Below are 15,849 nucleotides of genomic sequence, written 5' to 3'. Positions count from 1 at the left end.
ACGGCTTCGTCAGACTTAGGATAGGTTCGCGTTCGCATCTGCTCAAAACCCGGTCTATAATTTGTATTTTGGGATCTTAACATTTTCGATTGGTCTGATGTCCAGCAGGTTGGGGGCCTTTGCTCCAGTTACATTCTTTCTTTTGATGTCTTGTACAGCGCCCGTTTCAACAGGGATTTTTGACGGACTCACTGACGTTGGAAATCCTTCTCTAACGGGAAGTCTGAACTTTGACCGCAATACGGAGGCGTATACGGTCAGCGGTGGTGGTGCCGATATATACGGGACCCGTGACGAGTTCTTTTTTGCCTGGAAAGAGGTGACGGGAGACCTTGTCCTGAAAGCGGATGTAGAATTCACAGACACGACAGGCCACCAGTATCGCAAGGCAGGATGGATGGTGCGTGAGAGTCTAGATGCGGACGCCGCTTATGTAGATGCCCTGATCCATGCTGAGGGACTCATTGCCTTGCAGTGGCGTTCGGAGCAAGGAGGAGAGACCTATGAAGTCACGACACCAGTTCCTGCTCCGGCTACACTTCGTCTTGAGCGTACAGAAAACTTGTTCACACTCTATCTGGATAGACCGTCAGAAAGAACCGTTGTTGTGACGAATATCACGGTTGAATTACCGCAAACAGCGTATGCAGGGATAGTGGTTTGTGCTCATGACTCCACTGCCCTGACAACTGCCCGTTTCGAGAATGTTCGTCTGGAAGAGAATGAAGTGGTTGGTGAGCGAATTGTAGAAAGCACACTCGAAATTATAGACAGTCAGACTGGTGAGCGCCAGATTGTTCGCCATGCGGAGGAGCATTTTGAGGCTCCCAACTGGTCGCCGGATTCGCTGACACTACTCTACAATAGTGGAGGGCGCCTCTATCATATGCCCTCAACCGGCGGAGAGCCTCAAATGCTTGAGACTCAGTTTGCGAATCGGTGTAACAATGATCATGGGTACTCCCCTGACGGGACAGAAATTGCACTCAGCCACAATACGTCGGATCAGGGCTCTCTGATCTATATCATGCCTTCTACAGGTGGGCTGCCCCGGCTGGTCACTGAATTGGGGCCATCCTACTGGCACGGCTGGTCACCAGATGGGCAGAAGCTCGTTTACTGTGCACGAAGAGGTGACAATTTTGATGTATATGTGATTGGGCGGGATGGAGGTGAAGAATTGCGTTTGACAGATGCTGAAGGCCTTGATGACGGGCCGGAATATTCACCGGATGGTCAGACAATTTATTTCAACTCCGTGCGCACAGGCCAGATGAAGATCTGGCGTATGGATCCAGATGGTAGCAATCAGGTGCAAGTGACACCAGAGGATGAATATGGAGACTGGTTTGCACATCCATCGCCAGATGGTAAATGGATCGTGTTTATATCCTACGATAAATCTGTAGAAGGTCATCCCCCGAATAAGAGTGTAAAGCTCCGAATCATGCCTACCGATAGCAGCGAGGATCCCAAAATCATCGCCCATTTGTTTGGAGGTCAGGGAACGATAAACGTTCCATCATGGAGCCCAGACAGCCGACATTTTGCTTTCGTCAGCTATCGCCTGGTTGGTCAGAGTAGTCTGGATTAGGGCGAGGCATCTGGGCATTCACCGTGCTCCGCCATGTTTCCAGGCGGTGTAACAGTTCCCGGGTTAAGCCAGGTTCAAATTTGCTGATATCCACGGTTTCTCCCGGATCTGATTCGAGATCATAAAGTTCTGCGGCATCGTTCTCGAACCATTCAATAACCTTATATCTCCCGGAACGTACCGCCCCTGAAGGACGGTTGGCGGAGCCGTGATAGTGGGGAAAATGCCAATACAGAAATCTATCGGGAACTGGTGTAGTGAACAGGTCTATGCCGTCTACAACTGCTGGATTGTCTATTCCGGCCAATGCAGTGATGGTTGGGAGAAGGTCATCTGTTGTGCCTGGTTGGTCCTTGGTTGGAGGTATGTCCTTGAGTCCTCGGACGATCAGGGGAATACGGAGTCCACCCTCATACAGCCAGCCCTTGCCGGCACGAAGTGGTAGGTTGGAGGTTGGGGCCCACCTGCGGTCTCTGCTCAATGTAGAGAGGCCTCCGTTGTCGGAGGTGAATACGACAATTGTGTTTTTTTGAAGCCCGGTGTCTTCCAATGCCTGCAGGATTCGCCCGACGCTTTCGTCCACCGAGGCAATCATGGCTGCATAGGTCGCATGGTCCTGCGTTGTGCGTGTTGCACCACCGAAAAGTTCTGGTTTAAATTCCGTATGCATGTCCGAAGATTGGAAGCGTTGGACATCCTGGGGTTTGGCCTGTATAGGTGTGTGTACCCCGTAGTGAGAGAGTATCAGGAGGAATGGATTTTCTCTGTGGGATGTAATCACATCTATGGCTAGGTCCGTGAGCCGATCTGTCAGGTACGTGCTGTCGGGGTCCGTCTCGAGGTCAGGTACATTTGAAGCCGCGAAATTTACATCGGTGTAGGGTGCAAAGTAGGATCCGGGCCGTCCCGCATCATTGGATGCGAGTACTGTTTCAAAACCTTGGTTTTCAGGCCCGAAGTTTTCGGTACCCAGGTGCCATTTGCCAATGTAGGTGGTGTTGTAGCCAGCCTCCTGGAAGATGTCTCCCATGGTCGTCTCTTCTAATGGAAGTGCATGCCGATACTCAGCTTGGAGGAGCCGGTCATTTGCCATCCCGCCAATCCAGTTAGTGATTTGCAGTCTCGCCGGATGCTTACCGGTCATAATACTGGCACGCGTCGGGGAGCAAACAGGACTGGAGGCATAAAATTGTGTAAAACGGGTGCCTTCTGCCGCCAAACGATCTATGTTGGGGGTCTGGTAAAAAGTGCTTCCGTATACGCCGGTATCCCTCCACCCCAAATCATCAATCAGGATGACCACCACGTTGGGCGGGGGCACATCGCATGCGGTTACAAAAAGCAGCAAAAGACAGAATCGCTTCAAAACGTAACGAGTAGTTCAATTGTATTTGCCCGGACTCCAGTCAGGGATGTTTGGTGTGTGGCCTGGTCACCAAGAATAACCGTATAGGAGCTACTTACATCAAAAATCTTCGCTCGAAACGGCAGGCTTGCAAGGCGGATTGTATAGACAGTATCCATACTGCTTTCATCAACTAGTGTCAGTACGGGTTCCGCGAGCCCCTCTACATCAATAGGAGGTAAATGCCCGGCCGCTTCTCGGCCATAATTGCTTTCCTGTGTGACCGTAACTGGCCAGCCGGGATACTGATAAGCATCCTCATCGGACGGGTGAATCCAGCGAGGCCATGCTTCGGCGGTGATTGTGCGAGAGTCACGGTTAAATCGGATAATACCGTAGCCAGGGACTCGGTCGTAGAGTGCCTCTGGGGTACGTCCGCTTCGGACCGGATTAGCAACTGCGTGCACGGTCATGCGATTCCCGAAGCCGTCCAAGTGTTCACCCGTATAGGGAGGAGCATCCGGTTCGCGATTGGCTCCAGGATTCGGCGGGAACCAGCGCCGGGGCCATATATTCGCAATCGCGGGAGAGACAAAGGCATTCGGACCATCCCCAAATTCATCAATCCCGTACTGCACAAAGCTGCCGAGGTGTTGATCCCCTGCCACGTGAAAGGCAAATCCCTTGCGGATTGCCGTGAGGGCACGATTGCGCCCACTTTGTGGCCATCCATTTGAATCCATATCTGTCCCCAAGTGGTCATCATGAATGTATTCACCAGGTTCGGCATATCGCATTCTCGGAACGACACGGTCATCAAAGGATCCGCTGGGAAGCGTGGCAAGATTACTGAAGAGTGTCTGGGAGAGCATGACTTTCATCCAGACATTATCAGGATATTCATGTGACCACTGGTTTAGGAATTTAAGTTGTCGAGGTCCCAGAAGATGTGCTTCGGTAACTGTCGTTGCATCATAGTCACGGTTCTCCGGCCAGCCATTGCGTACCTGGGCTTCTGGAAGAACAAGCCGGGGAGCCGATTTCCACATCCGATCTGCAACAATTGCAAAGCTGAGATCGCCATAGGTCAGATCCGTGTAATACACGCTGATATTCTGCTCAATTGGTGTTGGATCAAAGGGGTCAGGCAGGTGAGACACCTGTGTATTGTGGACCATATTCACGAAGTCTGCATCCATGATATAGCCACCGTTATCAGACTGGGGTTGCCAGGGTCCGTCTGCTTTCTTACCCCCATGTCCCCATATATTCCCATGGTATACATCGTGATCATCTGGGATGGTAACGGTTGGACGATCCCGCATTAAGTCTCTGAATGACCAGATAAACCGGTACCAGTGGTAGTGATAGTCCAGGATTGCCTTATCCAAAGGGGTCCGGATGATCCCCGCTAGACCGCCTTCATAAATCTGATCTCCGGCAAAGAAAAGTAAGTCAGGATCATGAGCCGTAACAGAAGCGGTAAGTTCGTTGTGTGGATACCAGATCGTACTGTGATTCCACACTAGGTCGCGACCTTTGGAAATATGCTGACAGTTCATTGAAGCCAGAACGAACTCCTGATCCTCAATTTTTGGTGCACGTATCGTACCGGTATAGTATGTCGTTTCTGTTCCGCTTGCGGTTCGCAAATCATAGGTCAGCCGGTAGGGGATATCTGTGTCTGCATGGAAGTCGTCTACCCGGAGTGTAGAGGTGTAGCTGTCTGGAACGATGGTCGCCGTTGCAGAGGGAGTCCATGTCCCATCGATCATAAGATCCAGCCCAACTGTACGGGTATCCGTTTCTGCAAGAGGCGGCATTTGCGCGGTCATCTTCAGCGTTTTTTCGCTCACCGTATACAGGGAAGCCAAGACCGGGCCGAATGCCCGATCCTCATCATATACGAACTTGGGGCCCCCAATCATCCAGTCATCGAACCAGTAGCCCTGGCCTTCCATGAGGGGACTGTTGTGGCTTACGAGTGCGACGTTTCCAACAAAATAATGGTTCGGCAATCCGGTATATCGGGCTTCAGATAACTGTTCATTGGTCTCTGGGTCCGAGGCGGTGACCAAGAGATCGAACGTGTCTCCAGATGGTTGGGCCTGGATGTCCAGTTCAACGGAACTCCCGGTGGAAACGGTACCGGTAGACCATTCAGCCTCAATGAGTGGCCACGCTTCAATAGAAATATCCGCTCGCGGGCCTTTGGGGGCATCGGCACTGGTATTTGAGCGAATAATGATCTCCCCCTGACCGTCGATGCCCACAATAAGCCCTCCATCCTCGCCGGGCCAGTGGTGAACTAGGCTAGAGATTCGCCAGTCTATATCCGGGCCTCCGGCACCGATTAGAAAACCAGACCATGTATTCGCATGGATGCTGTCCGCGGGATCTAAAGCACCGGTTCGCACCGACATATTGAACTCCCCCGCCTTTTCCCCCAAATAATGGGTGAGAAGGTGCAGCGTTCGCATCGGTTTGGCGCTCCTTCCCTCTATACATTCAATCCGGTCGTTAGAATAGCGCCAATCCATCAGGCGGTTGGCGTAAAAATCGGAGCCAATCCAGACGCGTTCGATGTCGTTTGGAAGAGAGCCCGTCACGTTCATCGATGGTGAAGTGCAGCCGGACACAAGAAATCCGGCCATAAGAACGGTTATGGTGGATCGAAGCATCTCAGTAGTACCAATATCTATAAAACTACACGTTACCATTCCTTCGACCTATGTCTCTGTTCAACAATTCTCGCAGTGCAAAAGCTAGGATTCCCCCAAATCCAAGCGGGATTGATAACCAGCCAGGACCAAAGATAAGAGCGGCTACAGCAGTTGCAATTAGAGATAAAGACATGATCGTAGAAGCCGTCAGCCTATGCTTGGCGAGAGCTGCCTTTTCCTGAAGAGCGTCACTCTCCAGTGACTGCCCTTTTTCTATGATGCTAATAATTCGATCAGCCGCACCGGGTTGTACTTTCTCGTACTCAGCCAACTCGGACGCGGAGGGCAACGGCTCGCTGAATGACATGGTGTCTTGCACATTGGTAACATGCCTCACAACTTCCAAAGGTGTCTCCGGCTCCAGCTTGTGGGTGAGGTCCAACTCCTTATCTCTAGATGCCATTACTCTGATGGATTGATTGTGCATTCGGGTTCATAATACCCAATGTTGATTATATCGGTTCGAGATCGCTTAGACCTAAACAGATCCATCATCCACTATGACTGCGGACACAGGTTTGGCCTCACCCAATGGAATATACCTTCAGCAAATGTTCGGGAACGAAATCTCCCCACTTGTCCACTTCATCCTGTTGTGCGGTAAAGTAGAAAATCTGTCGATCTTCAGCCAGGGTTACCATTGTTTTGATGATCGCTCGTGCACGCTCATCATCACTGTTGGCGAGCGTTTCGTCGAGGGTGATCGGTAAACGGTAGTTGGTCTCCTGTGTCTCAACAAATGCAAGGCGCACAGAAAGGAGTAGCTGGACTCTCGTTGCACTGGATAACTCCGTTAAATCAAAATCACGCTTTCGCTGATTGTCTCGTGCTCTGAAACTATCGTTCTGTGGGATCTTGAGCGTGTAGCGGTGATCGGTAACTTGTTGAAAATTCTCCTGTGCACGTTGAAATACCAGAGGGGCATTTTTAATTGCATTCTCACGGAGAGTATCAAGGATCGCCTGCCCAACCGCCTTAGCCGCTTTCTCTTCCCGAACGCGCTCAAGCGCTATCCGCTTGTTTTCTTTTTCAGCGAGTGCATTTTCAAGGGAGTTACCCGCTTCCGTACGTTCAATTTCAGCATCGAGCCGGGTAAGACGTTTCTGTAAATTCTTCTCTTTTTCAGATTCCTGCTGTGCCAACAATAGCTCGTCCTCAAGATTTTCAGCTTCCAGGAGTGATTGGTGTCCATCTGGAAGATCTCGGTGTAAGCTCTCCGAACGTATCCGTAATTCGTTCGCGTGGGCGTTCGCTTTGGTCCATTCTGCAAATTGCCCAGCACGGTTCGCGAGGCCAGCAAGATCCCCTATATCTAGTTCCAGATCGGTGAACACCTTCGTATACCGGGATTCTTGATCTTTGAGTTGGCTCTGGGTCGTCTCCCATGCTCGTTTCTCCTGAGCGAGGCGGTCGCTGTCACGTTTGGCGGCGTCATTGTCATGCCTGAGTTCATCAAGAAGTCGTTCAGCATCGCGTGGATCAGTTGGTCGATCGTACCCGTGTTTCGCAAATAGATCTCCTGTCGTTTTCAATAGAGTTCCATAGCGTTCGGAGGTAATGTTGTATTCAGTGGTTAATTCCTTTGCTTTGCGGTCCAGCTTCCGCCAGTTGAGGATACGATCAACGAACTCGATCAGGGAAGTAATGTCGCTTGGGGGATCATCAAGATGGAGTGAACTAACCAGTTCTTGCTTGCGGGTTTCAAGTTCAGATTCCCGCTCAGCCAAGTTTTCCAGAGAACGCTCTGTTCGCAATCCCTCATTTGACTTCAGTTCGTCCAATTGTACTTTGGACCGTATTTCGACTAACTGGTTAAGACCCGACCGTAACGAATCCAGGTCGGACTTTTGGGATAACTCAGGAAGCAAACGCTTCAGCTTGTCAATTTGTATAGATGCAATCCGCGGTTGTTTGTTTGAGTGGAGCAGGGTGTAGATCCAGAAGGTGAGTGCACTAACCAGCAGTCCAGAAAAACCAGTGGGATGCAAGAAGAATCCGGCTCCCAGAGACAGAACCGTGGACAGGATAATTATGATGAGAAGTAGCGTGCGGACATTTTGTCGTTGTGGAAAATCTTTCTTCAAAGCCAGGATCCATTGTACGAGAATCCGCTGTGCATCTCGAAGCTCATCACTGTTCATGCCAGCCTCTTTACGATCCGCGGTTTCAAGTAGGGTTTTTAATGATTTCAGTGACTGTTTTTCATGAATGTGCGAACCAAAGTCTTTCGCATATTTTTGCAGGTGCCGTAGGTCTTCCTGTGTGAAAGCAGGGTCCCAACCGTGTTTTGCGCGGCCGCCAAGGTTCTCCCAGGCTTCCCGTGCCTGTTCTTTTGTGGCCTGACGGGTTTCGTTCAGCTTTTCTAGCTCCCGGGATTGTTCAGAGCAGTCTCGAGTGTGTGAGTCCAGCAGTTGCAATTCACCGGGTTCGAGCCCATTCGGCGAAAGTCGATTTTGATCAAGTTTTTCCTGCGTAGATTCAATTGCTTCACGCTGTACTCCGACATCTCTTTTCAATTGGGCAAGAGCACTGGCTAATTCCTGGGTTTTCGATACAATGTCGGTCAGATCATGGCTGGAGCGAATCGCAGCGGGATAGGCCTCTACGATAGCTCCTGCTTCCTGGTATTTTGCATCAGCAATCTGCCATTTTCGAATCTTTTCAATGGCTGTCACACGTTCTGCAGCCTGTCTGGATACATCAAGGTCGGATTGAATGTTTGCACGTTGATTTTTCTGATCCTGAAGGTGGTGCTGCTCTCGTTGTACTCGCCGAAGTTTGTCGTTGGCACTCTCAAACTCTTTGGCCTCAGTTGTCCTATTGTATCGTTTCTGGAGACTGAATGCAAGCTCTTTACCAGCTTTAGCAATATCAAACCCGCCATTGGCCTGTCTGATAATTTCTTGGGCTAGATCCCCGTCACCGGTTACTTCCGGGAGGAGTTCTTGGAGGGACAGATGATAACTTTTTGGACGGAGAAACTGGGATAGCTCACTTCGGTCGACCGTTTTTCCTCCGATCCGGCATTCAGCCCGCCGATCTTGCACGTCCAAATGGAGTGTTCGGTTGCCAAAACAGAGATCCGCAGTTGCATGTAGGTGGACTGCACGGCCAGCGCTAGGTAGAAGCAGTCCGTTTAAAGCATTGGCGATCGTAGTTTTTCCTGCCCCATTTGGTCCAAATACGATGTTGAGATGTGCAGAAAGATCCGAGAGGAAAAGATCAAAATTCGAACCGTACATCCGGTCGACCCGCACCTCCTTGAAGAATAATGATTCAGTCATTGTCTTCTTTCTGGGCCAGGAGTTCATCAAGAAGAAGTAACGCATGCTGGTTCACCAGTCTGGTAAGCGTCTCTGGGTCGGGTTCTTTTTCACCAAGGGTTTTGAATCCGGTGCTGCTATATACCGTCTTTGCGGAGTCACGCGCATCGCTAATTAAGTCATGATCGTCAGTATTTTCGAGCTTCAAGAGCCACCGTGCGAGTATACCCGGTGGATCATTTTTGAGTTGTGCGATTTCCTGCAGATCGCGGTTTGGTACGGTGTTAATGGAAACTTTATCAATGACAATTCTGCATTGATTGACTTGTCGATCATAGCTGTCGGTATTGGCAAAGCCTTCGGTGGACAGTGCGCGGTGTAACCGCGTTTGTCCGTCAAGTATCAGTCGGCAGGAGAGATATTGGAGCAGAGGATAATTTTTGGTCAGCTCTGCGGTAGATTCCTCAAGCTGCTCCACTATGGAGGTGTCTATGTCCCCGATCTTCTCCCGACCTGATACATCAATCACAATCTCTTCATAGCGTACGGATGCCAGCGGGAGTTGCTCAGCCTGAATATGATTATCATCATCAATTGTAATCATCCATGGGCCATGAGTACCAGGCTCACCGGGATCCAAAGGTTGAGGGGATCCTGGATACAGGACCGGAGCCCTGCGATCTTCATGAAGTTTGGGAGCGTGGACGTGTCCAAGTAGCCATAGGTCGACGGGGTGAGCATCTAGGTCTCGTTTGGCTAACGGGGCGAACTTGCTCTGACTCTCCAGAGCTCCGTGGACAATCCCGACCGTAAAATATTCACTCTGCGGCAGGTTGAAAATATCCAGAGGCGACCGATCATAATGGGCACTGGGGAAGGACCAGCCAACGCAACGAAGGGATCGACCAGACCGGGCTTTCACTATTTTTTCCTCCCAGGTTCCGCCTTGCCCGAGCAATGTAAGATTGTCATCAGGCATTGATTCAGCGAGTCGGGGAAGGACTTCGTGGTCGTGATTTCCTGCGACTGCGACTACAGGAATATTATATTGGCTCAGCCTGGAAATTTCGCTTCGAAGTGCTCCATAGGCTTCAAAGTACGAATTGTTGTTGTCGGCCATATCTCCCGTCAGAATCACGGCGTCAACATCATTGTCAATGGCTTCTGTAACGGCTCGTCTCCAGACGGCACGGACCGATAATGATGATTTGTCAGTAGGAACCCTGGATGGATAACGCCCCAAGTGGGCATCACCAAGACAAAGAAGTTTGATCAAAGCATTTAGGGGGTACTTCAAGGGCGCAATATAGTGATCTGGTTCGTACCATAGTCAAGAAGCTGGAGCTCGGAGAGTTTCATCTTTTAGGAAAGAGACTATTTGGACATTAGGTCATTGTCGATGAATCTGACGTTAAGGGATCAGGCGGATTTGCACGGTGAACACGGGAAGGCCCGGCAGATGGCCATGCGGATCCTCGTGCGCATGTTACCGGTCTTCGGGGCCCAAAAATTTTTGGATATCACTGCTGCGCACATCGACAGCTCGCTGTTTCAGGGGGATGCAACGCTTGAATATGCGGAGCGGCTATCAGGTTGGGGAGCGAAGGTCGTCGTTCCGACAACCTTGAATGTGAGCGGGGTGGATGAACATGGATGGAGACGCTGGGCTGTGCCCGCGGATTGGGCGGAAAAAGCCCGAAAGCAGATGGTTGCCTATCAGTCCATGGGATGCAAGCCTACCTGGACCTGCGCCCCATATCAGGAAAGCGAACGTCCAGTTCTCGGACAGCAAGTGGCATGGGGAGAATCCAGTGCTGTCGTATTCGTTAATTCAGTTTTGGGGGCAAGGACAGCACGTTATCCCGATCTTCTGGATATATGTGCGGCGATTACAGGTCGCGCTCCGGCAGCAGGCCTACATCTGGAGGAGAACCGGCGAGGGCAACTGCTCTACCACCTCAGAGGCATTCCGCCCGCTCTTCTGGAAGATGATAGTTTTTATGGAGTATTGGGGCATCTAATTGGCATGGATGCCGGAACATTTGTTCCGGTGATCGAAGGACTGGATGTAGCTCCAGGCGAAGATAACCTGAAAGCGCTGGGAGCGGCAATGGCATCTGCGGGGACAGTCGCGCTTTATCACATCATTGGAGTTACTCCCGAGGCTCCTGATAGGAACACAGTATTTTGTGGAAAGCCTCCCCTTCGCAGCACGGCGATCACGATGGACATTTTGCGTACCGTGCGCAACGAGTTAACCACGACAGATAACGACCAACTGGATATGATTGCTCTGGGGAGTCCTCATTTTTCTTTGAATGAGTTTGCTTTATTATCAAAACTTGTAATGGGGAAATGCAAGCATGAGCGGGTCCAGTTTTTGATTACTGCAAGCCGCGTGGTACGTACACTTGCAGATAGGGCGGGGTATCTGGAGGTGATCAGGCGTTTTGGAGGAACTGTGACGGTTGATACATGCATCCTAACCAGTCCGATGCTTCCCGATTCCATCAATGTGTTGATGACGAATTCCGCGAAATATGCCTATTACGCGCCTGGGTTGTTGGGAACCCGTGTGGTATACGGATCGCTCGAAGACTGTGTCCAATCAGCCATATTGGGTAGAATTGAAATCGATTCAACGCGATGGGACATGTAGTACACGGGACAGCGCTCGTAGAGGGGAACGGTTCCGGTCCACTTCTAGTGAGCGATACGCCGCTTAGTTTCTGGGGCGGCTACAACCAGTTTACAGGAGAGGTGATTGATCGTCGGCACCCATTATCGGGGAAAATTGCAACGGGCTGTATGTTGGCAATTCCTGCTTCAAGAGGCTCGAGCACGACCACTGCAGTCCTGCTGGAAGCGATACGAAGAGGTACTGCGCCCGCAGCTTTGATCACAAGTCAGGCGGACACATTTCTGGTACTTGCCTCAGTAGTTGCAGATGAGCTTTACCAGAAACCGATACCGGTACTAGCCTTGGAGGCCGAAGCGTTCAAGTTGCTCAATAGTGGTCAGTATGCAGCGTTGGATCAAAGTGGAAAGCTCACGGTCACGGAGCAGTAGGTTTGGGTTTCCATGCCGCAAGTACCTCTCGTTTTCCGGGTGGTCCAGGTCGGCGAATCACCGAGAATCCACTTGCGACAAGTGCACGCCGGACATGACCGGCAGCAGAATAGGTTACAAGGCAGCTGCCATCACGTAGAGCATCATATAATTTCTGAATAAAATCCAATGTCCAAAGCTCGGGGTTTACCCGTGGATCAAAGGCATCCAGATAGATGCAGTCGTAAGTATTGGGAGAAAAGTTGGCAGCGGTAGCTTCGCCGATATGCAATTGGAGGACGCTGTCGGATTCGTAAGGTAGTTGATAGGTGCCGCAAGGGATTTCTCCATCAAACGTTCGTCGCCATTGAATGAGATGCTCTGCAAGCGAGGGGTCTCGGATCAGATCTGCGTAGCTCAACTGGGACAATAGGTCAGCACCGGGTATTTGCAAATCTAATCCAGTGTATGTGACGGAGACGTGATGGCGCAAGGCAAGCGACGCAGTTAGGAGCCAGTTCAGCCCTGCGCCGAAGCCGACCTCCAAAATGGCGAGCTCCTTCCTGGATTTGAATAGTTCTGTCAATCGGGCACCTTCAAGAAACACGTGTTTAGCCTCCGCCAAAGCACCGTGCATTGAATGGAATGATTGCTGATACTGGTTGCTGTATAAAGTCCGGCTACTGTCTTGGGTTGCACGGATTTCGAGAAGCTGGGCCATACAAACAGATCTACTCCAAGGAATTAGCGGTACATCCTGACAAATTACTTCAAAGACTTGAAGAGCGTGAGAATAAGGACTGCAATCCAATACGATTAGGACCTGCCATAATCTCAGTCACACGAAGCCGCAATGTGTGGCGCCCACATCTCAATTTAGTTTGAAAAAACCTACGGATCTCGAACTGTGCACCGGCAGATAAAACGGTGGTGATTTTTCAATGCTCTGGCCTAGAGATGCAATCTAGCATGGATTAACAGTAATATAACCAATATTCTCCATTATATAACAGATAAAGAATGTAATTGGCAGAAAAAACACTTGCAGCGTCACTATCTTGGCGAACAATAATTCCTGTCCATGACGGCATGATGATCCCCTGCTGGACAATACAATTTGTAAAGCGAGTGTTGTGGGCCGGTGCGCCCGAAGCACAAAGAAATCGTATCGGCCGGAAACTGTGCTGTAAAGCTCATGGGGAGCTATGAGTGATCTGCCTCCCCTGATTTTGTGAGATGTTCCCGATGAGTCATCTTTTAATTCGTGCAAGCATTTCTCTGAGTATCCCACTGCTCTTTTTCTCATTGAATTCTCAGGCTCAAATCACGGAAATTTGTGGTCGAGCCGGCCAAATCGAAGCAATAATTCTTGAAAAACTATATCTACTTGAGTCAGATTGTGGGAGCGAACCCACTGAGAGTTTAGCGAGAATCAATGAAATTAACGGACGTAACCGGAAAATTTCGCGTCTGAGTGCGGAAACAACGGTTCCGGCAACTCCCCAGTCCCCGGCCACGAATTCGGACTATAGGCTGAGCCCGACCACCGAGCTCATGATCGTCGCGGGATCAACGGCGAGTACCGGTAATGTGTGGATCACCGTGGTGAACACTGACAGAGATGAGCCGGACAAGACGCTCATGGTCACGGGCGGCGGTTATGTGGAGGTGACCCGTTTGGGGGAGTGACAATCACCGATAACGACCTTGCGCCGCCGTCTCTGTCGATCTATGATCTTACACTCCGGGAGGATATGAAGGTGGGCGAGTTGCGTGTGGAGTTGAGCCGTCCTTCGGATGAGGAGGTGACGGTACGATATACGACTTCGGATCTCACGGCAGAGGCGCCTTCGGACTATGTGTCATCACGCGGGATGCTGGTGTTTGAGCCGCAGGCTACGCACGGGGTGATTTTGGTGGAGATTGTGGATGATGTGATTGCTGAGGGGCAGGAGCAGTTGTCCGTGACGCTTTCGAAGCCGAAAAATGCCGTGATTGATCGCGGAGTGGGGACATTGACGATTGTGGATAATGATGTGGAGTGACGCTTTGCATTGAGGACGAGGTGGTTCAGGAGTCGGCATCGACCTGCATGTCGACTTGCCGGGTAAAATCCAAATCGGAACCAGGTAACTACTCCACCCGCAAAAGGCAAAATTTGCCCTTCGATTGACTTGGCTTCAGATTGATACAAAATAGCACAGACAGCTTCTACCGTTGTCAGATCTGTATTATCTTCGGGCAGGGACTATCAACTGTTATAGCAGTAAGAGTTTACGATTTATTGATTTATCACGATGCTTAGCCCGGCCATCCAGGATTATCTAAAAGTGATCTTTTTGATCCAGGAAGAGAATGTTGTGGTCACGACCACGGATATTGCTCGTGCAATGAATGTGTCAGCCGCATCTGTGACAGGTATGATTAAGCGCCTGGATAGAATGAAGCTAGTAGTGCATGAATCCTATAAGGGAGTCACGCTCACAGAGGCCGGAGAAAAAATTGCGTTGGAAATCATTCGCCATCACCGACTCCTAGAAACCTACCTCAGAGAAATCCTGGGTTACTCCTGGGAAAAGATGCATGATGAGGCAGAACATCTGGAGCATCATATATCTGAGGATTTTGAAGAGCGCATAGATGCTCTGTTGGGGTATCCAACCCATGACCCGCATGGGCATCCGATTCCGACACAGGATCTCAAGATGGTCCGTGCAAAGACCGTCGCACTCTCAGATGCTCCCACCGCTCAGCCGCTGGCGATTCATCACCTCTCGGATACAGATACAAGCTTATTGGGTTTGTTGGAAGATATTGGCCTAATGCCAGGATGTGAGGTCCGTATCGTTAGACGACAGAGGAATGGGATGATCGTTAGAGTCGAGAATCGGGGAGAAGTGTCGATCACGGAAAAAATTTCTGGCAGCGTATATGTGATGGCTTAGAGGATCGTTTTCCCCAAGAGGGATGCCAAAAGGTTGGCAGCCAGTTCGGCAGTACGGTTCCGCTCATCGATAATGGGGTTGATCTCGACGACTTCTGCCGAGGCCAAGCGACCATCTTCTGCAATCAGTTCCATCAGCAGGTGTGCTTCTCGTGGGCGGAGACCACCCTCAACGGGCGTTCCGACTCCTGGTGCAAAATATGGATCGACGCTGTCTACGTCAAAGCTGACATGCAGACTTTCACAGTGTTCAAGCTGGTTGAGGGCCGATTTTACAACCGCGGCAATGCCACGCTCATCAATGTCCCGCATCGTATAGATGCCCATCCGGGATTCCTGCAAAATGCGGCGCTCTGCTACGTCCAGATCGCGCAGCGCAATCATTGCAATATCTTCTGAGCGCAGTTTTGGGCCGGAGCGCCCCACGCTGGTCAATCGCTCGGATCCAGATCCGCAAAGAACTGCCATTGGCATTCCATGAATATTTCCGCTGGGTGAAGATGCGGGAGTATTATAATCTGCATGCGCATCAATCCAGATAATCCCTTTCGGTCCATCATGGGTTGCCCCTCCGATACTTCCAATCGCAATTGAATGATCGCCTCCCATGACCAGAGGGAATTGTCCCCGAGCGAGTGTACGGCGAACCTCTTTATACAACAGATTGCAGGTATCCCGGATCGGTTCAACATAGTCATCATACGCATCGAGCGAGGCCCGAAGTGCGGTAGGAATGTTTCCGCAATCAGTCACTCGATGTCCCAATCGGCGTAGACGATCTGCAAGCCCAGCATAACGAAGTGCACTGGGTCCCACATCTACTCCACGTAAATCTTGGCCCAGATCCATTGGGACTCCAATCAGACGGATATCTCGAAGTTGTTGATTCATGGATCTTAATTAGTTTGGTGTGATCAAAACCGGGCTTATTC

13 protein-coding genes are annotated in these 15,849 nt (G+C 50.6%); 6 read left to right on the top strand and 7 right to left on the bottom strand.

Translation table 11 applies throughout. The annotated features are described in order from the left end of the window. Positions 1-97 precede the first annotated feature (97 nt). Positions 98-1,594 (top strand): hypothetical protein, encoded by a 1,497-nt coding sequence (locus tag F4Y64_08300; protein MXX97595.1) that lies wholly within the window; start codon positions 98-100, stop codon positions 1,592-1,594. Here the strand turns inward: F4Y64_08300 and F4Y64_08295 are convergent. From F4Y64_08295 to F4Y64_08275, 5 genes are all read right to left on the bottom strand, one after another. After that, positions 1,557-2,960, bottom strand: coding sequence for a sulfatase (locus F4Y64_08295; GenBank protein MXX97594.1), 1,404 nt, complete (start codon positions 2,958-2,960; stop codon positions 1,557-1,559). The two genes, F4Y64_08300 and F4Y64_08295, sit on opposite strands and share 38 nt — an antisense overlap. Then, entirely contained in the window at positions 2,957-5,659 is a 2,703-nt protein-coding gene (locus F4Y64_08290) for a twin-arginine translocation pathway signal protein (protein MXX97593.1), read from the bottom strand. Before F4Y64_08290 ends, F4Y64_08295 begins: the two co-directional genes overlap by 4 nt. After that, positions 5,646-6,089, bottom strand: a complete 444-nt coding sequence (locus F4Y64_08285) for a DUF2335 domain-containing protein (GenBank protein MXX97592.1) — start codon at positions 6,087-6,089, stop codon at positions 5,646-5,648. Before F4Y64_08285 ends, F4Y64_08290 begins: the two co-directional genes overlap by 14 nt. A gap of 97 nt (positions 6,090-6,186) precedes the next feature. Next, the gene (locus F4Y64_08280; GenBank protein ID MXX97591.1) at positions 6,187-8,946 is read right to left on the bottom strand and encodes a hypothetical protein; all 2,760 of its coding nucleotides are present in this window, start codon (positions 8,944-8,946) and stop codon (positions 6,187-6,189) included. After that, positions 8,939-10,231: a DNA repair exonuclease gene (locus F4Y64_08275; GenBank protein MXX97590.1), complete on the bottom strand. Its 1,293-nt coding sequence runs from the start codon at positions 10,229-10,231 to the stop codon at positions 8,939-8,941. Before F4Y64_08275 ends, F4Y64_08280 begins: the two co-directional genes overlap by 8 nt. A gap of 93 nt (positions 10,232-10,324) precedes the next feature. Between F4Y64_08275 and F4Y64_08270 the strand changes: the two genes are divergently transcribed. Together F4Y64_08270 and F4Y64_08265 are read left to right on the top strand one after the other, a co-directional pair. Beyond that, on the top strand, positions 10,325-11,584 hold the full coding sequence (locus tag F4Y64_08270) for a DUF521 domain-containing protein (GenBank protein ID MXX97589.1): 1,260 nt from the start codon (positions 10,325-10,327) through the stop codon (positions 11,582-11,584). Beyond that, positions 11,572-11,994 (top strand): DUF126 domain-containing protein, encoded by a 423-nt coding sequence (locus F4Y64_08265; protein MXX97588.1) that lies wholly within the window; start codon positions 11,572-11,574, stop codon positions 11,992-11,994. The genes F4Y64_08270 and F4Y64_08265 overlap by 13 nt, the downstream gene beginning before the upstream one ends. On the opposite strand, the gene mnmD is transcribed toward F4Y64_08265, so the two are convergent. Next, a complete protein-coding gene (gene mnmD / locus F4Y64_08260) occupies positions 11,981-12,694 on the bottom strand; it encodes a tRNA (5-methylaminomethyl-2-thiouridine)(34)-methyltransferase MnmD (GenBank protein MXX97587.1) in 714 nt (237 codons plus the stop codon). The genes F4Y64_08265 and mnmD overlap by 14 nt on opposite strands. 524 nt (positions 12,695-13,218) lie before the next feature. Between mnmD and F4Y64_08255 the strand changes: the two genes are divergently transcribed. The 3 genes from F4Y64_08255 (at position 13,219) to F4Y64_08245 (ending at position 14,918) form a co-directional block, all read left to right on the top strand. Continuing rightward, entirely contained in the window at positions 13,219-13,662 is a 444-nt protein-coding gene (locus F4Y64_08255) for a hypothetical protein (GenBank protein MXX97586.1), read from the top strand. Beyond that, complete coding sequence (locus F4Y64_08250) at positions 13,659-14,018, top strand: hypothetical protein (GenBank protein ID MXX97585.1); 360 nt, start codon at positions 13,659-13,661, stop codon at positions 14,016-14,018. Before F4Y64_08255 ends, F4Y64_08250 begins: the two co-directional genes overlap by 4 nt. A 252-nt stretch (positions 14,019-14,270) precedes the next feature. After that, complete coding sequence (locus tag F4Y64_08245) at positions 14,271-14,918, top strand: metal-dependent transcriptional regulator (GenBank protein ID MXX97584.1); 648 nt, start codon at positions 14,271-14,273, stop codon at positions 14,916-14,918. On the opposite strand, the gene rocF is transcribed toward F4Y64_08245, so the two are convergent. After that, positions 14,915-15,808 carry an arginase gene (gene rocF / locus F4Y64_08240; GenBank protein ID MXX97583.1) on the bottom strand — a complete coding sequence of 298 codons (894 nt, stop codon included), beginning with the start codon at positions 15,806-15,808 and terminating at the stop codon, positions 14,915-14,917. The two genes, F4Y64_08245 and rocF, sit on opposite strands and share 4 nt — an antisense overlap. Between the last annotated feature and the right edge of the window lie 41 nt (positions 15,809-15,849).

It is taken from the genome of Rhodothermaceae bacterium, assembly GCA_009838195.1.
Lineage (GTDB): Bacteria > Bacteroidota > Rhodothermia > Rhodothermales > Bin80 > Bin80.
This window is presented reverse-complemented; position numbering and strand designations above follow the sequence as displayed.

What these genes read in the sequence shown, in the direction of transcription:
- F4Y64_08300 (MXX97595.1), top strand. Translation starts at nt 98, where the DNA reads ATGTCCAGCAGGTTGGGGGCCTTTGCTCCAGTTACATTCTTTCTTTTG.
- F4Y64_08290 (MXX97593.1), bottom strand. Translation starts at nt 5,659, where the DNA reads ATGGTAACGTGTAGTTTTATAGATATTGGTACTACTGAGATGCTTCGA.
- F4Y64_08285 (MXX97592.1), bottom strand. Translation starts at nt 6,089, where the DNA reads ATGCACAATCAATCCATCAGAGTAATGGCATCTAGAGATAAGGAGTTG.
- F4Y64_08280 (MXX97591.1), bottom strand. Translation starts at nt 8,946, where the DNA reads ATGACTGAATCATTATTCTTCAAGGAGGTGCGGGTCGACCGGATGTAC.
- F4Y64_08270 (MXX97589.1), top strand. Translation starts at nt 10,325, where the DNA reads ATGAATCTGACGTTAAGGGATCAGGCGGATTTGCACGGTGAACACGGG.
- F4Y64_08265 (MXX97588.1), top strand. Translation starts at nt 11,572, where the DNA reads ATGGGACATGTAGTACACGGGACAGCGCTCGTAGAGGGGAACGGTTCC.
- mnmD (MXX97587.1), bottom strand. Translation starts at nt 12,694, where the DNA reads ATGGCCCAGCTTCTCGAAATCCGTGCAACCCAAGACAGTAGCCGGACT.
- F4Y64_08255 (MXX97586.1), top strand. Translation starts at nt 13,219, where the DNA reads ATGAGTCATCTTTTAATTCGTGCAAGCATTTCTCTGAGTATCCCACTG.
- F4Y64_08245 (MXX97584.1), top strand. Translation starts at nt 14,271, where the DNA reads ATGCTTAGCCCGGCCATCCAGGATTATCTAAAAGTGATCTTTTTGATC.
- rocF (MXX97583.1), bottom strand. Translation starts at nt 15,808, where the DNA reads ATGAATCAACAACTTCGAGATATCCGTCTGATTGGAGTCCCAATGGAT.